Origin of the sequence: Alteromonas algae (assembly GCF_049117195.1) — a bacterium.
In the GTDB taxonomy this organism is placed as follows: Bacteria; Pseudomonadota; Gammaproteobacteria; order Enterobacterales; family Alteromonadaceae; genus Alteromonas.
The window spans coordinates 3,701,735-3,716,653 of record NZ_CP185260.1 but is presented as its reverse complement, the minus strand read 5'-3'; the positions used below and the strand labels follow the sequence as shown (position 1 = coordinate 3,716,653).

General features: G+C 44.4%; 14 protein-coding genes. 8 read left to right on the top strand and 6 right to left on the bottom strand.

The window, feature by feature from the left end; genetic code table 11:
* Positions 1-4 precede the first annotated feature (4 nt).
* Positions 5-223 (top strand): YgaP family membrane protein, encoded by a 219-nt coding sequence (locus ACOJRU_RS16465; protein WP_421132802.1) that lies wholly within the window; start codon positions 5-7, stop codon positions 221-223.
* Positions 224-336: 113 nt separating this feature from the next.
* Here the strand turns inward: ACOJRU_RS16465 and ACOJRU_RS16460 are convergent, their stop codons facing one another.
* Positions 337-786 carry a hypothetical protein gene (locus tag ACOJRU_RS16460; protein ID WP_421132801.1) on the bottom strand — a complete coding sequence of 150 codons (450 nt, stop codon included), beginning with the start codon at positions 784-786 and terminating at the stop codon, positions 337-339.
* 469 nt (positions 787-1,255) lie between these two features.
* Here ACOJRU_RS16460 and ACOJRU_RS16455 point away from each other — a divergent pair, with 469 nt between their 5' ends.
* Positions 1,256-2,023, top strand: a complete 768-nt coding sequence (locus ACOJRU_RS16455; RefSeq protein ID WP_421132800.1) for a TSUP family transporter — start codon at positions 1,256-1,258, stop codon at positions 2,021-2,023.
* 59 nt (positions 2,024-2,082) lie between these two features.
* Here ACOJRU_RS16455 and ACOJRU_RS16450 read toward each other — a convergent pair whose 3' ends face one another.
* The 3 genes from ACOJRU_RS16450 to ACOJRU_RS16440 all read right to left on the bottom strand — a co-directional run bounded on the left by ACOJRU_RS16450 (position 2,083) and on the right by ACOJRU_RS16440 (position 5,998).
* Entirely contained in the window at positions 2,083-4,161 is a 2,079-nt protein-coding gene (locus ACOJRU_RS16450) for a TonB-dependent receptor (RefSeq protein WP_421132799.1), read from the bottom strand.
* A 62-nt stretch (positions 4,162-4,223) separates the two neighbouring features.
* On the bottom strand, positions 4,224-4,634 hold the full coding sequence (locus ACOJRU_RS16445; protein WP_421132798.1) for a hypothetical protein: 411 nt from the start codon (positions 4,632-4,634) through the stop codon (positions 4,224-4,226).
* 98 nt (positions 4,635-4,732) lie between these two features.
* Entirely contained in the window at positions 4,733-5,998 is a 1,266-nt protein-coding gene (locus ACOJRU_RS16440) for a sigma-54 interaction domain-containing protein (RefSeq protein ID WP_421134790.1), read from the bottom strand.
* A 211-nt stretch (positions 5,999-6,209) separates the two neighbouring features.
* Here ACOJRU_RS16440 and ACOJRU_RS16435 point away from each other — a divergent pair, with 211 nt between their 5' ends.
* The 6 genes from ACOJRU_RS16435 to ACOJRU_RS16410 all read left to right on the top strand — a co-directional run bounded on the left by ACOJRU_RS16435 (position 6,210) and on the right by ACOJRU_RS16410 (position 13,286).
* The gene (locus ACOJRU_RS16435; protein ID WP_421132797.1) at positions 6,210-6,782 is read left to right on the top strand and encodes a Tll0287-like domain-containing protein; all 573 of its coding nucleotides are present in this window, start codon (positions 6,210-6,212) and stop codon (positions 6,780-6,782) included.
* A 338-nt stretch (positions 6,783-7,120) separates the two neighbouring features.
* Positions 7,121-8,701 carry a cytochrome ubiquinol oxidase subunit I gene (locus ACOJRU_RS16430; RefSeq protein ID WP_421132796.1) on the top strand — a complete coding sequence of 527 codons (1,581 nt, stop codon included), beginning with the start codon at positions 7,121-7,123 and terminating at the stop codon, positions 8,699-8,701.
* Complete coding sequence (gene cydB / locus ACOJRU_RS16425; protein ID WP_421132795.1) at positions 8,698-9,834, top strand: cytochrome d ubiquinol oxidase subunit II; 1,137 nt, start codon at positions 8,698-8,700, stop codon at positions 9,832-9,834. The genes ACOJRU_RS16430 and cydB overlap by 4 nt, the downstream gene beginning before the upstream one ends.
* A 10-nt stretch (positions 9,835-9,844) precedes the next feature.
* Positions 9,845-9,958: a cytochrome bd-I oxidase subunit CydX gene (cydX, locus tag ACOJRU_RS16420; protein ID WP_421134789.1), complete on the top strand. Its 114-nt coding sequence runs from the start codon at positions 9,845-9,847 to the stop codon at positions 9,956-9,958.
* Positions 9,959-10,032: 74 nt separating this feature from the next.
* On the top strand, positions 10,033-11,685 hold the full coding sequence (locus ACOJRU_RS16415) for an ATP-binding cassette domain-containing protein (protein ID WP_421132794.1): 1,653 nt from the start codon (positions 10,033-10,035) through the stop codon (positions 11,683-11,685).
* On the top strand, positions 11,682-13,286 hold the full coding sequence (locus ACOJRU_RS16410) for an ATP-binding cassette domain-containing protein (protein WP_421132793.1): 1,605 nt from the start codon (positions 11,682-11,684) through the stop codon (positions 13,284-13,286). The genes ACOJRU_RS16415 and ACOJRU_RS16410 overlap by 4 nt, the downstream gene beginning before the upstream one ends.
* A 40-nt stretch (positions 13,287-13,326) precedes the next feature.
* Here the strand turns inward: ACOJRU_RS16410 and ACOJRU_RS16405 are convergent, their stop codons facing one another.
* Both ACOJRU_RS16405 and ACOJRU_RS16400 read right to left on the bottom strand, forming a co-directional pair.
* Positions 13,327-14,490: a M56 family metallopeptidase gene (locus ACOJRU_RS16405; RefSeq protein WP_421132792.1), complete on the bottom strand. Its 1,164-nt coding sequence runs from the start codon at positions 14,488-14,490 to the stop codon at positions 13,327-13,329.
* Positions 14,483-14,875 (bottom strand): BlaI/MecI/CopY family transcriptional regulator, encoded by a 393-nt coding sequence (locus ACOJRU_RS16400; RefSeq protein WP_421132791.1) that lies wholly within the window; start codon positions 14,873-14,875, stop codon positions 14,483-14,485. The genes ACOJRU_RS16405 and ACOJRU_RS16400 overlap by 8 nt, the downstream gene beginning before the upstream one ends.
* Positions 14,876-14,919 lie beyond the last annotated feature (44 nt).

The window sequence follows — 14,919 nt, the reverse complement described above, 5'->3', positions numbered from 1 at the left end:
CACCATGTCACAAGAAAGAGCTCTGACAGCATTTGCTGGCTTTATGGTTATGTTATCTGTTGCGTTGACAGTATGGGTTCACCCCTACTTTATGTGGTTCACCGTATTTATCGGGGCCAATTTGTTCCAGCAAAGCTTTACCGGTTTTTGCCCAGCCACGTTGTTTTTTAAAAAAGTGCTAGGGCTCAAGAGCGAGCGGGAATTAGTGCACAACGGTAAATAGCGCAACGTTCGCGCTTTAAGAACAGTACTGCTTACGTTGGGTTTAATAAATCATAAAAAAAGCGCCTACAAAAAGGCGCTTTTTTAATATCAACATGGTCGAGCGAGGAGGTCTTAACCGTTAAATGCTTTATTGAACTTCTTAGCAAAACGAGTAAGGCTTTGACCGTTACACGATAATTCTTCTGCTCTAACGCGCACATTCAATACTGTTTGCGCTTCTTTGAACGCAGCGTTTGAGGTGGCCGCCGCAATGCATAAATCGCTTTCGATGCTGTTGTTAACGTTTTCGAAAGACGTTACATGAATAACGTCATTGCCTGTTGCAGAACGGAATTTCTTAACGAAGCTGTTAAGCGGCATGTCGTTACACGTGATGTTATCAAGCTGAAAGTCTTTGATGCCATTTTCTGTTACTACGCGTTGAAGCGAATCATTAGACTCAACTGCTGCGATACAAACCTGTGTAAACGGAGAGTTATCACCTGATTCCAATTCTATCGCTTGCGCTGAAGTAATTGAAAGTGAAAGTGCAGCAATTGTTGCTAATAAAGACTTAACCATGATGTATCCTCAAAATTGTTTAAAAAATAGCTTAAGGGCGTTCGATTTGTGCGCATTCTAGCGGCTGCAGAGAATTGCGCAATTTAAAATAATTGTTATTTTGCATTATTTTTTCTAATTCATCTGTTTTGGTTTTTGTTGAGGTTTTTTTCTGAGCTATGGATTTTAGTTATATTTTTCATGCTCTTGGCGTTTATTTTTTAGGTTTATGTGTGGTTTTTGAAATTTTTAAGTTTGTTTCTTATTTTTTGTAATAAATTTGCAATAATTTTATTTATGTTTTCGGTGGTTGAATAGTTATGCGCTGTTTGCGGGTAGTTTCATATTCGCTCACCGTTAAAAAACGACTATCAAATAAGCCTAGATATACGTTTACATTGAACCGCGCGTTACGATTTTTATTTGATAGTTGGGTACTGAAGCGCTGTTAATGTATGGTTGGGCATACTGGTTTACATTGAGCGATGCGATGGAAATTTTTATACAGTGGCTGAGCGCTGATGGGGCGGTTTCATCAGCAACAGCAGTATTGTTAATAATTATGTCTTTGTTCACATCAATGATGACCGCCACTGTGGGGGTCGGAGGTGGAGTGCTTTTACTTGCCGTAATGGCTGGAAGTCTCCCCGTCGCTGCACTCATTCCTGTTCATGGGTTAGTACAGCTAGGCTCAAATGGAAACCGTGCAATCATGACGTTTCAGCATATTGATTGGGCCATGTTACGCTTTTTTGCAGTCGGTGCATTGTTAGGTGCAGTCTTCGCATCCTATATCGTCGTGCAGTTGCCCTTAATTATTATTCAATTTGCTGTTGCTGCCTTCATATTATTTTTGGTGTGGGGAAGTAAACCCAAAGCGCAAAACATGGGGCCTTTAGGGCGGACGCTTGCTGGAATGATCACGACCCTAATGACAATGTTTGTTGGCGCTACCGGCCCCTTAGTTGCCGCCTTTGTGCATAGAAACAGCTACAACAAAATGCAGGTTACGGCCACATTTGCAAGCTGCATGACATTCCAGCATGCATTAAAAGCGTTCGTTTTTTCTTTTGTAGGCTTTTCGTTTAATCAATGGGCGGGTTTAGTTATAGGAATGATTTTAAGTGGTGCTATTGGAACATTTATAGGGCTTAAGATATTAAAACGTATACCCGCAACACACTTTATGAAGGTATTTAAGTGGGTGGTGACATTGTTAGCATGCCGTTTGATATGGCAGGCAACTCAGCAATTGTAGCAGTGCCCCTCAGTATCGTTTCTCTCGATACCAAAGGGCTGCGGTTGGCAATAATAAAGCTAGAATTGATAGGTTAGAGATACCTGCCATTCTCTGCCCGGTGATGGAATGCGTTCGCCTATCGCAAGTGTTGCATTAGCAACGCGATTAACGCCTGAAAGGTGTGGAGCATAGTATTTATCAAACGCGTTGCGTAATTGAGCCGAAATGCGAAGCGTATTGTTCATCTCCCATTCAATGCCCAAATGCATAAGCCCGTACCCAGAAGTTTGCGCCTCACTTTGCAGAGACGATACATTGTTCTGTGCGCCCACCAATTCGGAAGTAGCCTTCAATAATAGGGGTGTGTCGAATACCACGGTTTTCCAGCGTAGTTGAGTAGTAAGCTGCTCTGGCGCAATACGGAAAAGTGCATCATCAATATCATCTCTATTAGCGTGACTATAACCTGCAACCATAGAGAGATGGAGGTTATCGGTCAGGTTACCCTCTAAGGTTACGTCAAACCCTTTTATGACTGCATCTGTGTTATTCCACTGAAATGGCGCGCTACCTGTCATCATGGTAGAGAACATGTTGGCTGCCATATTGGTGCTGGGCGTACCGGCAATATAGTTTTCGATATCTTGGTAGAAGAGGCGTGGCGAAAGCACAAACCCACCATATTCCATATGAAGGCCTAATTCTATTTGCCGGGCGGTTTCGTTATCTATATTCAGGTTTCCTATATAATTGAAACCGTCAGCCATGCCACCCGAAATGCCAAGTGGTAACCAGGTGTAGCGCTCAAAATAGGTAGGTGCACGATTTTTCTGCGACACACCTAAAAATACAGATACATTGTCACCCGTTGGAACTTCAACCGTGGCGGCTAAATCAAGCATGCCATATGTGTCGCGCTTTTCAGTATTGTTAAAGGTGTTCACTAAAGTAGCGATAGCATCGTTCATCATCGCCATGCTAGAACCTGCGTTGTCAGCGTCCATAGTCACCGATGTGTATCGTGCACCTAGCACATAATTTACGCTCTCATGCTGGCGCAGATACTCGCCAAACACACTGTAGGTATCACGTGTCGTGTTAGTAAAATTATTGATAAAGAACATGGCATTGTTGGGGTTGGTGATTACCGAGTGGTTCTCACTTTGGTGTGCATTTGCGCCTAACGTAATTTCAATGCTTCCATCAACGGTGGTATAGCTCACATCCACACCGCGTGCTTTCGAGTCTGCATTGTTTTCACGCGACATAGTCGGCATCATTAACGGCCGTTGTCGAAAGTTATCCATAGCGTGTTCATTGCTATTACCAAACGCATTTATCGTAAGCGTATGTGCCTCGCTTGGTGTGTATCGATAACCCAGCTTGTACCACGCGGCGTCTATAAATCCGATATCCATCGCCAGCGCAGGAGTGCCACTCGCATTCGTATTTAGGCGTTGATAACTGATATCTACCTGATGATCACCCATCTCGTAACCTGCACGCAGCTTTGCACCATTTCGAAGGTAATGGCTATTGACGATGTTATTGCTGTTACCGTCTTCTCTTTTATTGCGCTGTTGATGCGTAAACGCCGCACTTACAAAAGCATTGTCGAGCTTATAAAATGCATTGCCTTGGTATTGTTGCCCGTTACTGGGCGAGGCAAGGGCGCCTTGAATTACGCCGCTTAGTCCATTTTCATGGCGAAACAGTGAAGCCGCATCAGACTGAATACGCAACTGGCCACCTAGCGTTTGTACACCTGCACTCACAGGAACAATGCCTCGGTAGAGTGTTGCACTAAGGCCTACTTCTGGCAGGACATGAGAAAGCGGAGAATCCATTCCATTGGGTCCCGCGCCAGTAATGTTGACCCCATCAATACTGATACCCACGCGGTCTCCGTATAATCCTCGGTATTGAACAAGCCCCGTAACCGGGCCATTGCGCGTGATTGAGACACCCGCGAGATTATCTAATTGGTCGCCAAAGTCAGCCTCAGTATTTGTCGACGCGTTGACAGGCTCATGATCGGTTAACGTAATAGGCGCACCAATAACAGTGATTATTTCGGTGCTCGACGCGCTATCCGCGTTAGCATGAAGCGAATGACTGGCAGCAATAATAGCCAGTGCGATAGCAGTTTTTTTCATAACAAATCCAATATGTAATATACATTGACTGACAGAGCGTCAGTATCGAAAACAAAGGGTTGTTATGCTTGAGGGGGGGCTCTGCCTAGCGGGGCCGCGAAAGGGAAAAGGGTGTAAGGGTGTTGAGCAATACGCTGCACAAGCGCACGGTAACGAACAAGGGGTAAGCTTGCTAATGATGATACATGGACATTATCAGTTTGAGGAACGTCGGCAAGCACGCTGTTTGTGCAATCAACGTGCTCAGCAGGCGCGTCTAGCACGTCAGGGCTAATAAATACAAACTCGCCAAGTGCTTCTGTCTGACTTAATGAAATATAACGCATGGTTTTGCCAGTACAAATGAGCTCTACGTCATTGCCAGCATAACGATGGGCCTTTTCCATTGAATATGATGCTAGCCCTAACGCCATTGCATTTTGCAGCATAAGCGTAAAGCACACCAAAAAAGCAATGAAAGATGAAAGGCGCATATAAACCTCATAAACCAACGTCTTTTTATACTACTCAAAATAAAGTGTTGGTGGCTACAAAAAGCGAAAATTATTTTAATGCCAGCGTAATGTTTTTATTATGGAAGCTTAAGACCTAATGCTTGCAACTTTCGATATAAAGTACGCTTGCTGACATTCAAAGACTCAGCAAGCTCGTCAATAGAGCCTGAATAATCATGAACAATATCAGTTAAATAATTTGCCTCTATGACCTCAAGGGGAACAATGCCTTTTAACTCTTTGTCGCCATTTTTTTCAAAAACGCTGTCGGGTAAATCACTTTCAAAAATAACGTTTTCATCTGCTAGCAGTGAAGCTTGTTCTATGACGTTTTTTAGTTCTCGCACATTGCCCGGGAAATTATATTGCATAAGGGCTTGTTTGGCTTTTTTGTGAAGCCGTTTCTTATCAGAAAAGCTTGATAATATATGTTCGCAGAGCAGAATTATATCGTCTTGACGTTCTCTTAAAGGAGGCAGGAATATTGGGAAACCCGCAATTCTATAGTAGAGGTCTTGTCGAAAAGCGCCCGTTGCAACCATGGCTTTTAGGTCTTTGTGGCTTGCACATACTAACCTGAAGTTTGCTTGCTTAATATGCACGCCTCCAACGGGTCGATAGGTTTGCGTTTCCAACAGCCGCAATAGCTTAACCTGCATAGAAAGGGGAACATCGCCTATTTCGTCAAAGAAGAGCGTTCCACCCTGTGCAGCCTCAACCAGCCCCTTTTTATTTGCCACGGCACCGGTAAATGCCCCTTTCTCGTAACCGAAAAGTTCACTTTCAAATAAGGCATCAGTGAGGCCAGTACATTCAATAACAACAAATGGCTTATCTGCTCTATGACTACTGCTATGAAGTGCTTGTGATACCAACTCTTTTCCGGTTCCCGTTTCACCTTGAAGAAGCACTGCGATATCAGACTTGGCCGCACGATTTATCTTGTTTAACATCGTTTTAAATGCGTCAGACTCACCAATCATCTTACCTTCTGACGGTTTGTTAGAAGCAAATGCTAGCTTGTCTAATATTTCTAAGTAGCCTAGTAGTTCTCCGGTATTGTCATGTACAGGTCGCATAAGAATGTCACAATAACTTTGACCTTGATTAGTAGAGTGGATATGTACAGTGCTAGCACTTCTTCCTGTTTCTTTGCACTGAGCCATTGGGCAGGTTTCACCGCATTGATCGCATGGTCTGGTGTTGTTATGTGAAACACTGAAGCATTTACTAAAACCGGGTTTTATATTGACGGGGTAGGTGTTGCGATACGGCGTATTTACCGCTTCAATAATATAGTCTTGATTGATGAATATGGCAGGCTTGTCAATCGCGTCTATCATTGCTTGAACAATAGCAATATTCACACCCAGTTTTCCTTTGTTCTTAAACGTAATGCAAGCGTTGAGACTACCATAATGGCACAACACTTGTTAGTAAGACGTTGCTATTACCCGAAGGAACAGGGTAATGCTCTCCCAAAAGAGAAGGATAATGATACCCCTAAAAACCAGGTGAAATACATTCCTGTCATACACTTTTAAAGGTGATTAAATGAAAAATTATACGCTGTTAGCGTGCATAAGCGCAGTACTAATAAGTGGTGATAGTGTCGCTGCAATAGTCCCCCCAGAGAAAGTAAATGAAGCTAGAATGCATGTTAAAGCGCTAGGTGGCGCGTTGAAACAAACGTTAAAACAAGCTATCCAAGCCAATGGGTTAGAGGGGGGCGTTCACGCCTGTCAGCTTGCAGCCGGGCCTATCGCAAAAGGCTTAAGTAGCAACGGGTGGCAAGTGGGGCGCACGGCGCTAAAAGTCCGCAATTCAGGTAATGCGCCCGACGCGTGGGAGCGTGAGCAGTTGAATGCGTTTGCACAAGCACTAGCATCACACGTACAAGGCCCACTAGAGGCTATTCAGTACAATGAAAACACCGGCCAAATACGGTATATGTCTGCGATTCAAACCGGCCAGGTATGCACCGCTTGTCACGGCGACGCGATATCACCAAGCGTTCAACAGGCTATTAATGGTGCCTATCCTGACGATCAGGCGACAGGATTTGATGTCGGCAGTCTACGCGGTGCGTTTACCCTCACGTATTCGCCATACGATTCAAATAAATAAGGCGTATTGCTTACCCCTTGTTCCGCCTGCTTTCTACTTTCAAGCCCCTTTTGTTTTTCAATAAATCTGTGCCATTTTTGTCTTTTAATTGCCAAAAATGGCGCAAAAACTGTTTTCTATATTTGCGATAGATCAAAATCCTCCACCTTCTGCCGTGAAATAATCCGCTTGCACAGTAAGGAAAATGCAGCATCTCTAGTGCCGTCATGACTTTTTATTTTTACGTTGTGACGCTGGCATAAAGCGTGCTCATAGGCTTACTGATTACTAGCTTTACGCTAACTAACATTAACAACTGTTGATAGCACAAACCTGTGCGATAAAAAGGGAGAAGTTCCATGAGCGATACGTTAATTGAACTATCGCGGTGGCAATTTGCGTTAACCGCAATGTTCCACTTTATATTTGTGCCCCTCACATTAGGGCTTAGCTTTTTGCTTGCCATCATGGAGTCGGTGTATGTGATGACTGGTAAAGAAATTTACAAGCAAATGACTCAGTTTTGGGGCAAGTTGTTTGGTATTAATTTCGCTATCGGTGTTGCTACTGGCTTAACCATGGAATTCCAGTTTGGTATGAACTGGTCTTACTATTCTCATTACGTGGGCGATATTTTCGGCGCGCCGCTGGCGATTGAAGGCCTGATGGCGTTCTTTTTAGAATCAACCTTTGTGGGATTATTCTTCTTTGGTTGGGACAAAATGACCAAAGTTAAACATCTGATGGCAACGTGGTTAGTCGCTATAGGTTCTAATTTCTCGGCGCTGTGGATATTAATTGCAAATGGTTGGATGCAATATCCGGTAGGGGCTGAATTTAATTTTGAAGCCATGCGTATGGAAATGACCAGTTTTGCTGAGGTTGTGTTCAACCCAGTGGCCCAGGTCAAATTTGTACATACCGTGTCAGCTGGGTATGTCACTGGCGCCATATTCGTGCTTGCCATTTCAAGTTATTACCTGCTTAACCACAAGCACATCGCCTTTGCCCGTCGTTCTTTTGCTATCGCAGCAAGCTTTGGTTTAGCTGCTACGTTGTCTGTCATTGTGTTAGGCGATGAAAGTGGTTATGAACTTGGCGATGTTCAGAAAGTTAAGCTTGCCGCTGTTGAAGCCGAGTACGAGACACATCCTGCACCCGCTCCATTCACAGTATTCGGTATTCCGAATGATGAAACCGAGACAACCGACTATGCACTGCAAATCCCTTGGGCAATGGGCATTATTGCTACTCGGTCACTTACCGAAGAAGTAAAGGGAATTAAAGCGTTAAAACGTGAAAACGAAGTGCGTATTCTTGATGGCATTAAGGCCTATGAGGTACTTGACGCTGTCCGCAATGGTACCGCTTCACCAGAACAACGCGCAGCTTTCGAGGCGCATAAAGACAGTCTTGGGTATGCCATGCTTCTTGAGCCTTTCACTGATGATGTTTCAAACCCTAGTGATGCCGCATTGCAACAAGCTGTTGATTACAGTATTCCGCCTGTTGCGCCACTATTTTGGAGCTTCCGTCTCATGGTGGCATCTGGGTTCCTGATGCTGGCGTTATTCCTTTGCGCATTTTACTACAGCACAAAGCATAAAATTACTCAGCCTCGTTGGTTGCTTAAAGCGTCGCTATTTAGCTTACCTTTGCCCTGGATTGCCAGTGAAGCGGGATGGTTTGTGGCTGAATACGGTCGCCAGCCATGGTCTATAGCAGAGGTGTTGCCTGTACATGCCTCAGCGTCGAACCTTGCGATCAGTGACATCGTTACAACGTTGGTGGCATACAGCACGTTCTACACCGTAATGTTTATTGTGGCGTTTTACTTAATGAAGAAATTCGCCAAAAAAGGCCCTGTTCCACCGGCTCCAGAGCAGCCTGAAACAGATATTACCCTTATTGATTTAGAGACTAAGGGAGCAAACGCATGATTGATTATGAACTACTCCGTGTAATTTGGTGGTGTTTGGTTGGGGTGCTGCTTATTGGTTTTGCCGTCACAGACGGATTTGACCTTGGGGTGGGCGCGCTACTTACACTTATCGGAAAAAACGATAAAGAACGCCGCGTAATGATAAATACGATTGGACCACATTGGGATGGTAATCAGGTGTGGTTTATTACCGCCGGTGGCGCAATTTTTGCCGCATGGCCCATTATTTACGCCACCGCGTTTTCAGGTTTCTATTTGGCATTAGCGCTGACGTTAATTGCACTATGGATGCGCCCTATTGGTTTTGACTATCGCAGTAAATTGCCTAACCCGCAGTGGCGCAAAGCGTGGGATTGGGCCTTATTTGCTGGTGGCATCATTCCATCGCTGATCTTCGGCGTAGCATTTGGAAACTTATTGCTTGGTGTACCATTTGAAATGGACAGTACGCTACGCTCAACCTACACAGGATCGTTTTTTGGTTTGTTAACGCCTTTTGCACTAGTAAGCGGCTTGCTGTCGGTAGCAATTTTGCTTAATCATGGCGCAACATGGCTTCAGATGAAAACCGATGGTTTTATTGCAGTGCGCGCTCGAGCGGTCTCTGTGGTGTTAAGCCTAGTGGGTGTTACCTTATTTGCAATAGCGGGTATATGGGTGGCCTTTGGTTTAGATGGGTTCGTGATTACTTCAACGGTAGATACGCTTGCTACATCAAACCCACTTAAAAAAGAGGTCGCGATAGAAGCCGGTGCATGGATGAATAACTACCGTGCATACCCGCTTATGATGATAGCGCCAGCACTAGGTATTGCTGCGGGCTTGGGTTGTGCGTATTTCTCTAAAAAAGGAAATGCGGGGCTAGCCTTTGTCTCAAGTGCGCTGTTCATTGCTGGTGTAATTTTAACAGCAGGCCTCTCAATGTTCCCGTTCTTGATGCCAAGTATCACTATGCCGCAAGCGAGTTTGACAGTGTGGGATGCCACCTCAAGTCATCTCACTTTAAATGTGATGTTTATTGTTGCTTGTATCTTTGTCCCCATCGTTCTTAGCTATACCGCCTACAGTTTTTACGTAATGCGTGGCCGTATTAAAAACGACGATTTAGACCAATCGCACACAATTTATTAAGGAGACGATGATGTGGTATTTCGCGTGGATATTAGGTGTGTTGTTAGCGTGTTCATTTGGCATTATTAATGCCATGTGGCTAGAGTCTACAGAAAATATGGATAGACCCGAAGACGCTGAATAATGCACGTTATTGCATAGAGGTGAAGCATTAGCTTCGCCTTTTTTCACATTATCTACTACAAAGGTATTTTTACAGTGAAAAAAGAAAAAAGTGCTTGTCGGCAAACACTTACGCAATGGGCCAGTGAAATTGATAAGGCGCATCAGCTTGGCATGCGAGTATCGCTTTTACAGCTTACCCTGGTTAAGTGTTTGTCACTTTTTTCTTTAATTATTGGGTTTTACTTTTTTTCACTCGTTGTTCATGAGTGGATAGTAAATAAGACAGCTGCAGGCGTATCTGTAAGCGTGTATTTGGCAATTAGCTTAGCAATAAGTTGGGCGTTACAAGGTGCTTTTAACTACTTATCTACATGCTACAAAATGACCTTGTTAACGGCACTAGAACGAGCGCTGCAACAAACCTTTGCAGCGCGTCAACATGCGTTGATTAGACAGCACTCAACATTTTACTGGCAAGCAGTTTGGTTAACACAATTGCAGGCGCTCGCTGATTGGGCGTGTGAATACCGTGTTCAGCAGACAGTTGCAGCCATTGTGCCCTTGTTAGTGCTTACGGTTATTCTCTATATCAATGCGGTGATTGGAATAGGGCTACTTGTCACGCTTCCTGTTGTTCCACTTTTTATGATTATAGTAGGTAAAGGCGCCGCCACGCTTCATAAAAAGCATTTTGTTGCCTTAGAACGCCTAGGGGGAATGTTCACCGACCGTTTAACGGCATTACCCATGTTAGCCAACTACCGCGCCCACGTTGCGCAAACCTCGTTGTTGTCACAAGCCAGTGATAATTTGAATCAGCGGACAATGAATGTAGTGGGTGTCGCGTTTTTATCAAATAGTGTTCTCGATTTCTTCGCTACGTTATCAGTCGCGCTCGTTGCGGTATTTATCGGTTTTACATTACTAGGTGAAATCAGCATTGGACCGAGCATTACGTTGCATGAAGGTTTATGGGTGTTATTAACGGTCCCTTTACTGTTAAGCGAAATGAAAAAACTAGGGCAGGTTTATCACCAAAAAGCGCAAGGTGAATCAGCACAAGAGGCTCTCACCCCGCTTTTTTCAAAACCTGGGCATTCCTTTACTCCAACTTTACCCTCAGTCATGTCGCGAGACAATGAAAGCGCATCAATGGTATTTACAGGATGGCACGCAGCGTCGTTTGAGGTGCCCGGTTTATTGCGATGTGAGGCTATGCGAATAGCTCCAAATGATCGTATTTTACTGAGCGGAGCGTCAGGTAGCGGTAAAACCGTATTACTAGAAGCCCTCTCACAACAACGGGAAGCGTCTCACTCACTGCATTGCAATACAGTGTGGCTTACTCAAACACCTGTCATTTTGCCTTCTAGCGTGCGAGACAACTTGTGCTTAGATGATTCCTATTGTGACAAAGTACTTACCGACACATTGCACCGCGTAGAGCTTGGAGATTGGTTAGCCGCTTTGCCTCATGGGCTCGATACAAAGATGACTGATTACCCCGCGCTATCTGGTGGTGAAGCGCAGAGACTTTCTCTCGCCAGAGCGTTGCTGCGTGATGCAGACATCTGGTTGCTTGATGAACCAACAGCACACTTGCCAGATAGCCAACATCATCGGTTATCGTCACTTATCTATTCGCTTACTCGAAAAAAAACGATTATATGGGCATCGCATAAAGCGTTGCCTGCACACTGGTTTTCTCACTTTTGGACAATTGAAAATAAAGAGGTGTTGGTATGATAAAGCCAAAGAACGGCCCGTCTTCTGATGCCTCTACACGACCAGCTTACCTCACACTTTTACTGGCAATGTTACATGCTGTAGCAGGATTAAGTATTTTAGTCGTCTCTTCTTGGTTTATTGCCATAAGCGCAATTGCACCTATTGGTTTTAATTACGTCATTCCCGCTGTTGTTATTCGTGCATTTGCGCTTTTACGGATAGCCTCTGGTTACGCGAGTATGTGGGTAGGCCACAACGACTTACTCACCAGAATTGCGACTACACGCCTTGCAGTGTTTTCTCAGTTAACCAATAGTCGATTGGATGAAAAAGCACTTACAACAGAGGCATTAGCCCACCATACGGAAGAATTGGCGTCGAAATGGATTGCATGGATATCGCCGCTTTCGAGTGTTCTTTTACTCTTTACCTCACTGTGTGTCGGTGCTTCCTTAGTTATGCTACCCGGCGTAAATGTTCTTTGGGCGTTATACGTTTCGTTTTTAGTGTTAATCGTCTGGCAGGGGGTGGGCGCATTGACTCTTGCAAAAGCACACACGCAGCACGCGGGACAATTTCGCGATACCTCGTCTGAGTTTCTTAATGCCAGCGCCATTTGGCATTTAAAGCATAAAGTGCAGCAGGGTAATGCGAGCACGCTAGTGAAAACACCGAGCGCAAATGACGTGTGGAAAGTACAATCTCTACATAAGCAAAAAGCGCAAACTGGCGGGTGGCTATTTCAAGGCATGGCGTTTTTACTTGTAGTGCTTATTTGTGCCTTTGCTTCACCTGCGTTTTTCGTGCCCATTGCTGTTGTGGTTCCAATGGTTATTTTAGCTGCTCCAGAGTGGGCGTCTGGCGCGTTCATTGCCATCAGTAAATATGCTCATTACCAACAAAGCAAAAAGGCACTACAAGCACTTAATACTCGCCCGCTACACCAATTAACAACCTTTCCTCTACGGGAGGAACTAGTATTAACCGCGTTTAAGGCTGAAGGCAGAACCATGCCGGCGCTCACCACGTCGTTACCTGCGGTTGGTTTGGTTACCGTGGGTGGTGAGTCTGGTTGCGGAAAATCCTCGTTATTACAAGCCATCGCTGGGTTGTTGCCGTCAACGGGGGCGCGACATGTTGATGGGAATGTAATTAATGCAGGCCTTGTCGATAAATGGCTATACGTAGAGCAAACTCCAATCGTGTTGTCAGGCAGTATTGCGCTAAACCTTAATCCAGCGAACGATGACGTAAACAAAGATGATATGACGTCTTGCTTGCGAGCTCTTGGGTTAACGTCGCTGTTACCGTTAACGACATGGGTAGGTAAAGGCGGGCGGCCTTTGTCTGGCGGTGAGAGTAAACGGCTAGTGTTGGCGAGATCGCTGGTTGCTAAACCTCACGTCTTGTTACTTGATGAACCTTTTGAAGGGTTAGATTCTGTCTCTCAACACAATGTGTGTGAATTACTTAATAAAGCTAGTGTTCACACATTGGTAATAGTGGCTTCTCATATTATTCCACATCGTCTTAATGTGTCGACTGAGATTGTCTTGACTCCCCGAGGTACGATGACGACGAGAAAAAACAATGAGGGTATCAAGGGCGCTAAAGCATAGAAAGACGCTGTTCATTGTTGTGAGCAGCGTCACTGCTGTATTACTGTGCTGCTGTTTCAGGGCGAAGTTTATAGTCTAATTGCACTAATAACCCTGCTTGGCGCTGCGCCTTTCCGCCTTGTATACGAGGTTTATATTCCCACTGCGATAATGCGTAACGAGCGCTTTCGTCAAATACACCTTCTGGCGTTGAGTTAACAATACTGATGTTATCGGTTGTACCCGTCTCGGTAATATCAAACTGCAGAACTACTGAGCCCTCCAGTTCGTTGGTTACCGCATTTTGAGGGTAGAGAGGTTCGACGCGTTTAACGGGTTTTGCATCGTTAATTTTACTCGCTTCTACAGGCGCATTGCTTAAGTTGGCTAATGCAATATTGGCCGTAAATGCACTTATTATTAATACTGACGCAATACTGATTAATTTGCTTGTTACCTGAGGCTGTTTAATGTGTTGTAGTCTTTTTATCATGGTGCTTTTTTCTCCAAATGTAGGGTAGAGATTGAGGGTTGCTGATGAATGCTCAGCACACTGCACAAGTGCTTTTGCATAGGAAAGTCTTTCATCATTTGATTTGTTGTGAAGTACACGGCTATCGCACGCGAGTTCTTGATGTATTCTGAACGATTTTAATGCCAGCCAAACAATAGGGTTAAACCAACACGCTGTAGTAATAAGCAGTGCGATCCCATTCCAAATATGGTCGCCTTGACGAGCGTGTATGATTTCATGTTCTATGATCATGCGTTGCTGTTGATGGTTATAAAACGAGGTGAAGTGTAAGGGCAGCAATATCTTTGGGGTAATGAACCCATACAGCATGGGCGTAGTGGCGCGTTGGCTGTAATATGTTGCTTTATAAGCGTTGACTCGTTTTCCAATAGAGGCATATATCGCAATGTAGTGGGCAGTGATATAGGTACTTACCAGTACAGCACCGGCGGCCCATACCAAGTAAAATGCATTAATATTAGTTACAGGTAGCGCGGGCGCAATGCCCACCACATACCGGCTTATTTGACCGGATACCGCCGGCGCAATCTCTATCGGAAGGTTAAAGGCTGCTATCGTTAACGGTACAAAAAACCATAATTTGTAGCTTAGGCGGGGCCCGATGAATGCTGTCAAAAAGCGCTCAAATGCAATTAATATCAAAAGGGTAATGGACAATGTTATTTGTTGAGAAAAAATCCAATTAATCATTGTCTTTCTCCCATTGTTGTATCAAGGTTTTAAGCTCTTCTACGTCCTGCTTAGACAGCGCATTTTGATTCGCAAACCCAGCGACCATAGGCGCGATTTTTCCTTTAAATAATCGACTTACAAATGTTTCGGTTTCTTTTTTTGTATAATCTTCTCGGGCAATAAGTGGCCGATAAAGGTACTTGCGCTCATGTTTTTCATAATCCAGTACCCCTTTCTTAACTAAGCGACCCAATAACGTTTTGACTGTTTTCTCATGCCAGTCTTTATGTTGGCGTAACCTATCGATAATGTCATTAGAGGTTGCCGGGTAGTCGTCCCAAAGTGCATCTAACACATCGAACTCAGCATTTGAAATATCGGGTCTTTTATGTGTATCTGTCATCACTATCTCACATGGATTACATTTGTAGTCTAAATTTAAGATTA